Annotated in this window: 9 protein-coding genes, 1 tRNA gene and 2 rRNA genes (1 of these 12 only partly in view); 1 reads left to right on the top strand and 11 read right to left on the bottom strand. The window is 60.5% G+C overall.

Annotated features, from left to right (window positions below; genetic code table 11):
• Positions 1-154 precede the first annotated feature (154 nt).
• The 8 genes from iolB to ACZ5YV_RS16555 all read right to left on the bottom strand — a co-directional run bounded on the left by iolB (position 155) and on the right by ACZ5YV_RS16555 (position 10099).
• A complete protein-coding gene (gene iolB, locus ACZ5YV_RS16590) occupies positions 155-979 on the bottom strand; it encodes a 5-deoxy-glucuronate isomerase (RefSeq protein WP_464789476.1) in 825 nt (274 codons plus the stop codon).
• Positions 976-1869 carry a myo-inosose-2 dehydratase gene (iolE, locus tag ACZ5YV_RS16585; RefSeq protein ID WP_464789475.1) on the bottom strand — a complete coding sequence of 298 codons (894 nt, stop codon included), beginning with the start codon at positions 1867-1869 and terminating at the stop codon, positions 976-978. Before iolE ends, iolB begins: the two co-directional genes overlap by 4 nt.
• Positions 1866-3701, bottom strand: a complete 1836-nt coding sequence (iolD, locus tag ACZ5YV_RS16580; RefSeq protein WP_464789474.1) for a 3D-(3,5/4)-trihydroxycyclohexane-1,2-dione acylhydrolase (decyclizing) — start codon at positions 3699-3701, stop codon at positions 1866-1868. The genes iolE and iolD overlap by 4 nt, the downstream gene beginning before the upstream one ends.
• The gene (locus ACZ5YV_RS16575) at positions 3698-5629 is read right to left on the bottom strand and encodes a bifunctional 5-dehydro-2-deoxygluconokinase/5-dehydro-2-deoxyphosphogluconate aldolase (RefSeq protein WP_464789473.1); all 1932 of its coding nucleotides are present in this window, start codon (positions 5627-5629) and stop codon (positions 3698-3700) included. Before ACZ5YV_RS16575 ends, iolD begins: the two co-directional genes overlap by 4 nt.
• The gene (locus tag ACZ5YV_RS16570) at positions 5626-6966 is read right to left on the bottom strand and encodes a serine hydrolase domain-containing protein (protein WP_464789472.1); all 1341 of its coding nucleotides are present in this window, start codon (positions 6964-6966) and stop codon (positions 5626-5628) included. Before ACZ5YV_RS16570 ends, ACZ5YV_RS16575 begins: the two co-directional genes overlap by 4 nt.
• Before the next feature lie 60 nt (positions 6967-7026).
• Positions 7027-7869, bottom strand: coding sequence for a MurR/RpiR family transcriptional regulator (locus ACZ5YV_RS16565; RefSeq protein WP_464789471.1), 843 nt, complete (start codon positions 7867-7869; stop codon positions 7027-7029).
• Between the two features lie 638 nt (positions 7870-8507).
• Complete coding sequence (locus ACZ5YV_RS16560; RefSeq protein ID WP_464789470.1) at positions 8508-9383, bottom strand: alpha/beta hydrolase; 876 nt, start codon at positions 9381-9383, stop codon at positions 8508-8510.
• A 5-nt stretch (positions 9384-9388) separates the two neighbouring features.
• Complete coding sequence (locus ACZ5YV_RS16555) at positions 9389-10099, bottom strand: TetR/AcrR family transcriptional regulator (protein WP_464789469.1); 711 nt, start codon at positions 10097-10099, stop codon at positions 9389-9391.
• Between the two features lie 343 nt (positions 10100-10442).
• Here ACZ5YV_RS16555 and ACZ5YV_RS16550 point away from each other — a divergent pair, with 343 nt between their 5' ends.
• A complete protein-coding gene (locus tag ACZ5YV_RS16550; protein WP_464789468.1) occupies positions 10443-11324 on the top strand; it encodes an alpha/beta hydrolase fold domain-containing protein in 882 nt (293 codons plus the stop codon).
• On the opposite strand, the gene ACZ5YV_RS16545 is transcribed toward ACZ5YV_RS16550, so the two are convergent.
• From ACZ5YV_RS16545 to ACZ5YV_RS16535, 3 genes are all read right to left on the bottom strand, one after another.
• A tRNA-Met gene (locus tag ACZ5YV_RS16545) sits at positions 11303-11379 on the bottom strand. The genes ACZ5YV_RS16550 and ACZ5YV_RS16545 overlap by 22 nt on opposite strands.
• 86 nt (positions 11380-11465) lie before the next feature.
• A 5S ribosomal RNA gene (rrf, locus tag ACZ5YV_RS16540) occupies positions 11466-11580 on the bottom strand.
• A gap of 132 nt (positions 11581-11712) precedes the next feature.
• Positions 11713-12773: ribosomal RNA gene (locus ACZ5YV_RS16535) — 23S ribosomal RNA — on the bottom strand; it runs 1739 nt beyond the window's last position.

Below are 12773 nucleotides of genomic sequence, written 5' to 3'. Positions count from 1 at the left end.
GTAGATTGAGGGCGGGGATGCTCCCTGCCCTCACGGACGCCCAGCCGCCGCCATGGATAAAGTGCAGATCTCCACCGGCGGGGCTGGACAGGCGATAGACGTCAAAACTTTTGGTTCACTTCGCCCGGCAAGCACACGAACGAAGGTCAGCAACTCATTCTCCCGTGTCAGGCCCTGACGGCGCGCCGCGCGCGATCCACTCATGCGCGGGGTCATTGGCGAACACCCAGTCGCGACGCGGGCCAGCCATGACGTTCAAATAATAAAGGTCGTAGCCGTGCGGCGCGCCGACGGGATGGTAGCCGCGCGGCACCTGCACCACGTCACCGTCTTCAACGGCCATGGTCTCGTCGATCGAGCGGTCGTCAGTGTAGACTCGCTGGAAGGCAAAGCCCTGCGGCGGCGACAGGCGGTGATAATAGGTTTCCTCAAGGAAGGTTTCCTGCGGCCAGGCGTCTCGATCATGCTTGTGCGGCGGATAGCTTGACCAATGGCCGCCGGGAGTGATGACTTCCACGACCAGCAGGCTTTCCGCGTCGCCTGCGTCATCCAATATGTTGCGCACGAAGCGCTGGTTTGTGCCCTGCCCTCGCGTCTCCAACCTTACGTCTTCCGGCGCGATGACACGCGGACGACGATTGCCACCGCCCGGAGCAGTACAGATCGCGACTTCCGCATCGCTCGCTGCCCGGATGCTGTAGATGGTCCCTGCGGGGACATAGGCCGAGGTTGCAGGTCCGGCGAATACATCAACCCGCCCACCAATCCGCTCGAACCGCTCCTCTCCGGCGGTCACATCAACGATGCCGGACAGGATGACCAGGCATGCTTCGCGGCCTTCTTCACCCCCATCATAGACTTGCCCCGCGGCAAGATGGACAACCTTGAAGCCAACATAGCGCCATCCCGCGCTTTCCGGCGTGATGTCGAGCACGACGCCCTGCGCATCAGGCTCATGGCTTGGGACCTTGAGGCTCATGCCGCCAGCCCCACTTCGGCCGCAATATTCCGCAGCGTGCGCAGACCAAGCTGCTGGTAGGTATAGGGATTGGCGAGGGCGGGATCCTGTTCCGCCTCGATGACGATCCATCCGTCATAACCGACGCTGGCGAGGGCGCCCAGGAACGGCTCATAATCATAGACGCCATCACCCGGCGCGGTGAACATGCCGCTGACGACGCCATCAAGGAAGCTCGCGCCGCCAGCCCGGAGGCGATTGTACCGGTTCCGCCGCACATCCTTGCAATGGACGTGGCTCACCCGCTCGGGCCGTTCGCTTATGACCTTCAGCGGATCGATGCCGCCGCACAGAGAATGACCCGTGTCGAGCGTCAGGCCGACATGATCGCCCGTAACTTCGAAGAAGCGCCGCAGTTCATCGCCGGTCTCCACCACCGTGCCCAGATGATGATGATAGGCAAAACGCAGCCCGCGCTCATTCACATAGGCGGCGACAGCGTTCAGCCGCGCTCCAAACTGTTCCCACGCCTGATCGTCGATCCGGGGATGGGCGTCGAGCGGCCGGGAGCGATCGCAGTGGATCGCGTTCGATGTCTCGGCTGCGATGAAGACCTGTGACCCCATCGCCTCCAGCAGGGCGAGGTGGTCGGCCATCGCCTCGATCTCGGCGTCGGCGTCCCGGACCAGCAGATTGGTGGAATACCAGCCGCCGATGATGTCCAGCCCGTGCGAGGCCATGATGGGCTGAAGGGTGGCGGCATCACGCGGGAACTTGCAGCCAAGTTCCACCCCCTCGAAACCGATCTGCCGTACTTCGTTCAGCAGCGTGTCCAGCGTGATGTCGCCCCCAAGTTCGGGCATGTCGTCATTCGCCCAGGCGATCGGGCTTACGCCCCAACGTATCGTCATGGCATTTGCCTCTTCTTCATATCCTCATAGCGGGCACGCGCCTCAACGACTTCCGCGCGAGTCGACACCTGCGGCACCGCGACATCCCACCAGTGCCCCCCCGATTGCGTCGTGATTGCGGGGTCGGTTTCCAGCACGATGACATAGCTGCTGCGTGACGCGGCGGCGCGACCCAGCGCCTCTTCCAGCGCCGCGATGCCCGACACCTTTTCCGCCTGCGCGCCAAGGCTGCGGGCATGGGCAGCGAAATCGACAGGCGGCAGAACCTCTTGCCTGGAATCCGCGAGCAGATTGTTGAACGGCCTGCCGCCAGTCGCCTGTTGCAAGCGGTTGATGCAGCCATAACCGCCATTGTCGAGCAGCACGACGGTGATCTTCATTCCCAGCATGACCGAAGTCGCTAACTCGGAATTCAGCATCAAATAGCTGCCGTCACCGACGAGTACGAAGACCTCCCGGCTGGGATCGGCCATCTTGACGCCCAGGCCACCCGCAATCTCATAGCCCATGCAGGAAAAGCCATATTCGACATGATAACCGCCCGGCTTGCGAACGCGCCACAGCTTGTGCAGTTCACCCGGCAGACCCCCAGCGGCACAGACCACCACGGCGTTGTCGGGCGCATTGCGGGTAACAGCGCCGATCACCTGCGCATCGGAAGGCAGCGCGTCCGATGGCGCCATGACAGCGTCCGCCGCATGGTTCCATTCGGCCCGCGCGGTTTCGTTAGCGTCCTCCCACGCCTGCGGCACACGCCATTTGTCGAGCGATAATGCCAGCTCTTCTATCACTTCCCGCGCGTCGCCCACGACGCTCTGAGCGCCATGCTTGTGCGCATCATGGGCGGCGACATTGACCTGAAACAGCTGCGCCGGAAGCAACGTGCGCGATCCGGTGGTGAAATCTTGCAACCGGGTGCCAAGGCCAATCACCAGATCAGCCTCCCGCGCCGCGCGATTTGCGGCGCTGGTGCCGGTAACGCCGATCGATCCCAGCGCCTGAGCATGGCTGGCGACCAGACTGCCCTTGCCCGCCTGCGTTTCCGCGACCGGAATGCCGGTGGCTTGCGCCAGCGCCGTCAGCGCCTCTTCAGCCCGGGAATAAAGAACACCGCCACCCGCGACGATCAGCGGCCGCTGCGCCGCGCGGATTGCCTGCACCAGCGCACTGAACTCGCCCACGTCCGGATGAGGACGCCGCTGCCGCCACACGCGCGGCTCAAGGAAGCTGACCGGGCAGTCGAAAGCCTCCGCCTGAACATCCTGGCAAAGCGACAGCGTGACCGGGCCGCACCGTGCCGGGTCCATCATCACTGCCATGGCACGGGGCGCGGCGTCCAATATCTGTTCGGGCCGGGTGATGCGGTCGAAATAGCGGCTGACCGGGCGGAAGCAGTCGCTTGCGCTCACCGTGCCGTCACCGAAATCCTCGATCTGCTGAAGCACCGGATCGGGCAGGCGACTGCCATAGACGTCGCCGGGCAGGAACAGCACGGGCAAGCGGTTCACATGCGCGAGTGCGGCGGCGGTCACCATATTCGTGGCGCCCGGCCCGATCGACGTCGTGCACGCCATCACGCGCTGGCGGCGGTTGGCCTTGGCAAAGGCGATGGCGGCATGGGCCATCCCCTGCTCATTATGCGCGCGATAGGTGGGAAGGGCGTCGCCGATCTCCGCCAGCGCCTCTCCGACGCCCGCGACATTGCCATGTCCGAAGATCGCCCACACCCCGGCGAAGAAGGGTTGTTCCGTGCCGTCAATGTCGACGCGTTGCGCCGCCATCCACCGCACGAGCGCCTGCGCCATCGTCAGCCTGATGGTTTCTCCGCTCATGATGCTGGGTCCTGCCTTGCGTCGCGCCACGCCCGCGCCAGCACGCTGAAGCTGGCCGCCATCTGTGCGATGGCCGTGTCGTCGTCAATCTCGTCCTTGAACCAGCGCATGGCGGGCTCCACCCAAATGGTGCGGCCAACGGCAAAGCCCTTGACCATCGGACTGTTGGCCGTTGCGGCAAAGCCGGCCAGCAGCGTCTCTTCATCAGATGCCAGCCCTAGCAGCAATATGCCCCGACAATAGGGGTCGTTCGCCGCTATGACCTTTTCTATCGCCGTCCAGGTGGCAGGATCGACCGCGGGTTCCAGCTTCCACCAGTCAGGATAAACGCCCAGGCCGTAGATGTGTTCGATTACCTGCGCGACGGTATCAATTCCGACCGGGCCGTGCTTGGACGCAATGACCTCCAGCAACAGCTCATGACGGGTGGCCCGGCACGCTTCGAACAGGCTCAATATCTGCCGATCCTGTTCGGCGCGAAGGTCCGCCGGATCGTCGGGATGATAGAAGACCAGACATTTGACGACATGGTCGAGCGGCCAGTCGGCAAGGATCGTCGCGGCTTCCTGCCCGCCTTCGAACCGCAGCGGTCGCGACCCCGGCAGCTCGATCGGACGGCCGATCCAGTAGCGGCCGCCAGCGGCCTTCTCCAACGCGGACCGGCCATAACGTCCGTCAGCGAGCAGGCCGAAGCCGTCTTCGCCCCCCGCGACCTGGGCCATGGCGCGCAACGCCAGTTCCTTGAACTCGGTCACACGATCCAGATTGTTGGTGCCAAGCTCTTCGACAAGCTCATCGAACTGGGCGCGATGGTCGATCGCCAGCACCGTCAGCTTGTCATAGCCGGTCAGCCGGTTGGTCGCCCAATGGACATGCTCCAGCGCCGCACTGTCGCGTAACCGCAGCGGCCAGTCATTGCGGGAGAGAAACACGCGCAACTCCTCCGCGCTCGGCTGAGCCGGAGCGCAGCCATGGCGTGACACCACGATGGCGCCGCACGCATTGCCATAGGTGCAACACTGCTCAATGCTCTCGTCGCGCAGCCAACCGCGCAGGAATCCCGCCATGAACGCGTCCCCCGCGCCCAAAACGTTGAAAACCTCGATCGCAAAGCCCTTGCCGACAACACCTTGATCCAACTGATCGGGCACCCCCGCCGGGAAAGCGACGCATCCATCGGGACCTCGCTTGCACACCAGAAGCGCGCCGCTGTTCTCGCGGATCTTGCGCAAGGCGGCGACCGTGTCGGTCGTTCCGCCCAGGATATGGATTTCCTCTTCCGTTCCGACGATCAGGTCGCATAGCGGCAGAACTTGCTGAAGCTCCTGCGTGACCTGCGCGTTGGAAACGAAACGGTCCTCGCCATTATCCTTCGTCGCCAGGCCCCACAGAACCGGGCGGTAATCAATGTCGAAGACGACGCGCCCGCCCGCATCCTTTATCGCCCGCACTGCCTTTAGCGTCGCGGCGCGGACATTGGGTTGCGACAGGTGGGTGCCGTTGATCAGCAACGCCCGGGCAGACGCCACATAGCCAGGATCAATATCCTCTTCGCACAACGCCATGTCGGCGCAGTTTTCGCGGTAGAAGATCAGCGGAAAGCTTTCCGGATCGCGGATGCCCAGAATGACGAGCGCCGTCAGCCGCTCCGGATCATTGACGACCCCCGCCACGTCGACGCCTTCCGCCTCCAACTGCTGCCGGATGAAACGACCCATATGGTCCGAACCGACCCGGGTGATGATGCCAACGTCAAGGCCTAACCGCGCCGCGCCGATGGCGCTATTGGTCGGACTTCCACCTACATATTTGGCGAACGAACCCATATCTTCCAGCAGGCCGCCGACCTGCTCGCCATAAAGGTCCACGCCCGACCGGCCGAGGGTGATAAGATCGAGCGCACGCACGCCAGTCGAAAAGCCGCTCATTGCTCACCTGCCACGTGCATCGGGACGGTGGACGCGGCGCCCTTCCCGTTCAATTCATTCAGAACGTCAGCGACGATCCCGCGACTTTGGAACTGGAGCGCCAGCCGTTCGGCATCCGTCAACAGGTGGACCATGCACACGAACACAAGGTCGTTCTGCGGATCGCACCAGAACCAGCTACCTGCCGCACCATCCCAGAAGTAAGTATCACGCCCAAGACGAACGTCCGCCTTTTCCGGGTCAGTGACCACTATGCCGTTATAGGCATATTCATAGCCGGGACGCAGCCCGTGCGGAGCGGTGCCAAAATCCCCCGTCAATAGATGATCGGGCGTGTGGCTGCGCATCATCAGTTCGGCAGCTTCCCGGCTGACGATCCGGTTGCCGTCCAATTCCCCCTTACCCAGCAGCATCCGTCCGAAGCGAAGATAGTCGGCTGCGGTGGACATAAGGCCGCCTCCACCGGATGCCAGCAGCGGCTCTTTGTCACAGGGCGGGATCAGGTCGCTGGGCGAAAGGCCCGCGACATTATCATAGTGCAGCCGCTCGGCACCGTGCTCCATTTCCACCATCGCATCGCCCGCCAGCGAGTAAAGCGTAGCAAGCCGGTGACGCTTTTCGTCCGGCACGATGAAGTCGGTATCGACCATCCCCAAAGGCTCGAAAATCCTCTGGCGCATGAAATCGCGCAGGGTCATGCCGCTCAGCCGTTCGATGACGAGGCCCTGAACATCCATCGATACGCCATATCGCCAACCCGTGCCCGGATGAAAAGCCATTGGCACCCGCGCCAGGCGGGCCAGATATTCTTCCGCGCTGACACTGTGAGGAATAACCGGCACATGCGCCGCGCGGAAAAGCTGGTCCACCGGTTCGTCGGTAAAGCCATAGGTGAACCCGGCCTGATGCGTCATCAGATGTTCCAGCGTCGGCTGCACGGTCGGCGGCGCCAGCATTGGAGCCTCTGCGGTGGATCCAGCCTCCAGCACTTGCAGACCGGCAAGCTCAGGAAGATGGTCGGCAATCAAATCAGAAGGAGCCCATTTGCCCTCGTCCCACAAGATCATCATCGCGGCCGCCGTTATCGGCTTCGTCATGGAATAGATCCTGAAGATACTATCCTGCCGCATCGCATCACGGGTCGCGACGTCACGCCAGCCCAAAGCTGAACGATGCACAAGGGAGTTCCCGTGCCATGCCGCCGTCACGGCGCCGCTCAGCAAGCCGCGCTCGATAACGTCCTCGAAGAGACCGTCTACAGTCCGCCACGCATCGGCCGGGGGCGCTACACTATCTCCCGCAAATACAGCGTCCCCACCAATCGGCTGCCCCACCATTCCTCTCCTATGGAAATTACATTCCACTTTATATTGGATCAGAACCTATAGTGCAATAGCTCAAATAGTAGGTTGTAAGCTTTTTGCGGGCTGTTCGGCCGCCGTGGATTCGTCGCGCAGTGCCGCCATGCCGATTGCGAGCGATTGTGCCAGGCACATGGACGCGGCCAGAGAACGGAAACCCCGCACCTCCGATTCGCGGACCTGGAGGATCAAATCCGCCTCCTTCGCAATGGGACCGATGACGCTGTCGGTAATAGCTACGACGGGGCACTGGCCTTTTACTGCCTCCACGAGGCTCAGAGTTTCGTGGCTATAGGGGGCAAAACTGATGGCCAGCATCAGGTCACCGGCGCGAAGGCCGCCAACCTGCTGAAGTTGTAGCCCGGCAAGGCCATCCACGAGCACGGTCCGCTTCCCCGCTTGCCCCAACATATAGGCAAGATAGGTCGCTACCGGAAATGACCGGCGGAAGCCTGCTACGAACACGGTTTCGGCCTTATGAAGCATCTCGATCGCTTCGGACAGTTCCCGGGAACCCAATGCATGATTGAGATTTTCCAAGGCCAGAATATTGCCCTGGACGAATTCCGACAAAAGTTCGCGGGGGCCTTCCGGTTCGTCAGAGGTTGAATATCGGTGCTGGCGAATACGTTCGGCATAACCGACGGAACGATCTTCGCGCAGCAGGCCTTCTCGCACCAGGCGCTGCATTGGGCTGGCGCCAGAAAAGCCGAATGCCTGTGCGAAGCGAACGATGGCGGACGGCTGCACATTGCTACGCTCCGCGACTACCGCCAGTGTCTCGAACGCAATGTCGTTGGGCTCCTCAAGAATGTGCCGCGCTATACGCTGCAGGCGATCACTCAACTCATCATAACGCGCGCGGATCGCTTCCAGCAAATCCTCCAGTTCGCGCGGCTGTTTTATTTTATCTGACATTGAAGCTTCCCCGTAAATTAGACTTTGGAGGGGTCAAAATGTGTCGCTCAACCCAAGCTGATCCTCGCTTGGAATTTACCTTACGAGCCATAAAAAACAATTCCAGCTTTTCCAGCTGCAGTTCGAGCAGCGATGCACGCGCTCATAACGGCCAAGATCAAAGTGAGGTTGTTCACCGCTTTGTACAGCTGAGCGACTCCAATCGCAGCGGCTTCGGCTCGACAATTGGCTCTGCACATCCTGGAAATCGCAAATACCAACTGAACGCCGTCATCAGCTTCAAATCACGCGAAGAATGCTAAGTCGCTGAGCATGATCACCGGCGATCCCGGCGTCGGCATCTACGTGGACGGCGTTTATTATGGCCGTTCCCAGGGCGGCATCATGGCTTGACCGTGAAACGCAACTTCTGATTGTTCTGGAACGGCAAGCGCGTCGTCTTATACAACCGCTCGCGTTGCGCGCGCCTTCTTCATCCGTGGCGTCCGTTAAAGCCATGCTGATGTTTGAAAAGACGACGCTGCGCACAGGCCTCATCACGCCGATTACACGGCTGCGCTTCGATCAGGCAAAGCCCGGCAGAGGCGCCATCAAGCGCGTCATGCGCATTGCCGCGATAGCCATCCAACAAGCAGTTTCGGCCACGGCTCCACCGACCGCCCTGGTGCGAAGCCTATACCGAAACCATGGCCGCCTTCAGGGAACAGGTGAGTCTCGCAACTCACGCCGACAGAACGGAGCGACGAACTAAGCAGCAGCGCATTTTCGACGGGCACCGACGGATCGTCTTCCGCGTGGACGATGAACGTGGGAGGATTGTCAGGCTGGACGTGAAGATAGGGCGAGCGGGCGATCTCGCACGCTGCGTTCGCGTTCGGCCCAAGCAGATTGTTGCGCACCCCATCGTGGCGGTAAGGAGTTTGCATCGTGGTCGCCGGGTAAATAAGGGCCGCAAGGTCCGGTTTCGCGCTAAACCCATCTGCCGCATCGACCGGACTATATACCGCCTCATTCTGGATCATCAGTTCGGCGCAGAGATGCCCGCCCGCCGAGAATCCCAACGCGCACAGCTTTTTCATGGGAAGGTTCAACGCGGCGGCATGGTGGCGGATGACGCGTATTGCACGCTGGGCGTCACAGAGCGCGACATCGGCGCCTTCCGCCCACCCGTCGCAGGGCAACCGATATGTCAGGACGAACACGCTATAACCGTGATCGGCAAGATGGCGAGCCACCTCATAACCCTCGTTGTCGATGGCGAGGCGAGCGTAGCTGCCGCCCGGCATGACAAGCACAGCGGACCCATTGGGCGTGGCGGGCCGAAAGACGTCCAGTCGCGGCCGCCGAATGCCGGAAATCATTCTGTTCGGTCTGCCTTCGATGACACTCGTGTCCCAGACCTTCTCGTCGAGAAGTTCTGGCGCATCGATCAGGTCGGCGGGCCAGATTTCCATATACTCTCCGGCGTCATTCATGTCGGCTAAGCAGGGGCATGGATCTTCGAGGCGCTCCCGACGAGCAAGGCCGCCATCGCATTGGCGTGCCGCTCGACAAACGCGGAGTCGAGCACGTCGACGCCGTGTATCAGCCCGGCTTCGCTACGGAGCGCGAAGATCATCTGGGAAGAAGAGATGAAAATGTACATCAGCGACTCCATCTGCTCCGCCGGAAGTATCCGAAGGGAAACGGCACGCTCAAAAAGCCGCCGAAGATCCTCGTGGATCGGACTGAGGTGCTTTTCGACGACCCAGCGCAGCCGGTCCGAATCCCTGATCGTCTCGTGGATCATGATCCGCATGTTATCCGGGTGCCCGGCGCAATAGCGGACGTAGTCCCGGATCAAATCGACAAAACTCTCCACAGTAAGATCATCGGGCGCCGTTCTGAAAGAAGTGACAGCCGCTTCCTGATAGGCGAAGAGGTGATCGACTGCCGCCTTCCACAGGTTTTCCTTGGTTTCAAAGTGTAAGCGGATCACGGCATGGGTGACCCCCGCATCTGCACTGATGTCGCGCACGGACGCGCCAGCGTACCCATTATCGCTAAAATGTTTCAGCGCGCTCTGCAGGATGCGCGCCCGGGTCTCTTCCCCTTGCTCAACACGCGATTTCCGGCGGCCGGACTGCGCTTTCTTCGGCAGTTGCGCCGTCCGCGCGATGCGACCGTAATCCTGTTGGCTCTGGTCATGCATGCATATGCTCCTGGCCGATTATCGATGGAGCGCCACCGCATTCAAGTGCGCGTTCCCGTTTTGGCTGGCCGACGCCGAACATGGCAAACCTTGAAATTATATATCCATGTGGATAGGATCCAATCGGATAGCAAAGATAGACCGGGTAGATCAGCAGGACAAGCGGTTACATGCCGGATCTTGGCAATGGCACAACCATCCTGAATATGGAGAGGAAGCCTGATGATGTGTTAACTGCCCCGTTCGCTATTAGCTAAGACAGCGGAAGCACTGCGCCAGTTGATGGACTCGCTGAAAGATATGCCTCCATTAAACGCACGTGGGGGCAGTCTTGAGGATTGGGATGCTCTCGCGCACAGTCGATTGCCATTGCCACGCCGATGATGACCGCCATCGCGGCGAGTGTCGGCGCGCAGATTTCAGAGGACGTCTTAGCTGCGTACCCGTGGTTCGTATCGCGCCACCCGAAACTCTCGATCAATCCCGCAGAATTCTCTACGCGCATGGCGGCGGATACACCCTTATGTCAGCGCGCTCAATCATCGCCTTCCCAGCACAGCTGAGGCGACCGGCCTGGAAGTCGCTCCGTGGATTACACGCTCGCCCCCGGGGCAACTGGCAGACAACGACGGAGCAGGTTGCGAGTGTCTACCGGTCGCTGCTACAGGACGGGATCGGTGCTTGCAATATTGCGTTCGCCGACGATTCCGCAGGCGGCGGATGGGTGCTTGGCACGGTGCGGCGCCTGCGCGACGAGCAGGCGCCACTACCGGCTGGATTGTTCATCGCGTCGCCTTGGGCTGATCTGACGCTGTCCGGGGACACCGGAATCACGCTCGCCGATGCGGATATAACGCTATCGATGGAATCCATTCGAGCAGCGGCGAATGCCTACGCAGCTCCGGAAGACCGGGTCAACCCGTATGTCTCTCCGGTGTTTGCAGACTATTCCCAGCCAATCCCACCGACATTGATTCAGGCGGGTACACGGGAACTTGCGCTGAGCGACGCCGTCAGGCTCTATCAAGCTATCCGGATCGCTGGCCAGATGGCCGTGCTCGATGTCTACGAAGGCATGCCGCACATCCACCAGACTCTGCTGCCAAGCGCAGCCGAGACAAACTGGCGTCTTTGGGCTCGCGCGCCACATAAACGACAAACCCCCGGCGTATTGCACGCTGGGGGTTTTCGTTTTTGGAATTATGGTTGCGGGAGTAGGATTTGAACCTACGACCTTCAGGTTATGAGCCTGACGAGCTACCGGGCTGCTCCATCCCGCGTCACCAAAGGCAAAAGGGCGGCTTTATGGGCCGCCCTTTTGTGAGACATGTGATTGGGTTTAATTTCCTAAAGCGCAAGCTTCAATGCCTGGCGACGCCCTACTCTTCCGGGGCTTGAGCCACAGTACCATCGGCGCAGACTGGTTTCACGGCCGAGTTCGGGATGGGATCGGGTGGGTCACAGACGCTATGGTCACCAAGCAATGAAGCTTGCGCTTTGGGTTGTTAATCGATGCCGTGCACTATTGGTAAGTCTATTTGTTATCTGGCTTGAGGTGATCACCACGCTCAATGGCTGACGCTGTTTCCAGCATTGTCATTGATGGTGGGACTCTCAGGCGCGATCAGAGCAATTAGGACCGGTTAGCTCCATATGTTACCACACTTCTACATCCGGCCTATCAAGGTCGTGGTCTACGACCGCTCGAAGAAATCTTATCTTGAGGGAGGCTTCCCGCTTAGATGCTTTCAGCGGTTATCCCGTCCATACATAGCTACCCTGCTGCGCCCTTGGCAGGACGACAGGTACACCAGAGGTATGTTCAACCCGGTCCTCTCGTACTAGGGTCAACTCCTCTCAAATTTCGACGCCCACGGCAGATAGGGACCAAACTGTCTCGCGACGTTCTGAACCCAGCTCACGTACCACTTTAATTGGCGAACAGCCAAACCCTTGGGACCTGCTCCAGCCCCAGGATGTGATGAGCCGACATCGAGGTGCCAAACGATTCCGTCGATATGAGCTCTTGGGAATCATCAGCCTGTTATCCCCGGCGTACCTTTTATCCGTTGAGCGATGGCCCTTCCACGAGGGACCACCGGATCACTATGACCGACTTTCGTCTCTGCTCGACTTGTCAGTCTCGCAGTCAGGCGGGCTTATGCCATTGCACTCTAACAGACGGTTTCCAACCGTCCTGAGCCCACCATCGCGCGCCTCCGTTACTCTTTAGGAGGCGACCGCCCCAGTCAAACTACCCGCCACAGAGGGTCCCTGCACCGGATAACGGTGCGAGGTTAGACATCAGAAAACAACAGGGTGGTATTTCACCTATGGCTCCACGACAACTGGCGTCATCGCTTCAAAGCCTCCCACCTATGCTACACAGTTCTTTCCTAATGCCACTCTGAAGCTGCAGTAAAGGTGCACGGGGTCTTTCCGTCTAACCGCGGGTACTCCGCATCTTCACGGAGAATTCAATTTCGCTGAGCATATCCTGGAGACAGTGGGGAAGTCGTTACGCCATTCGTGCAGGTCGGAACTTACCCGACAAGGAATTTCGCTACCTTAGGACCGTTATAGTTACGGCCGCCGTTTACCTGGGCTTCAATTCAGAGCTTGCACTCCTCCTCTTAACCTTCAGGCACCGGGCAGGCGTCAGGCCCTATACGTC

The sequence above is a fragment of the Sphingobium sp. TomTYG46 genome (assembly GCF_055396345.1).
This window is presented reverse-complemented; position numbering and strand designations above follow the sequence as displayed.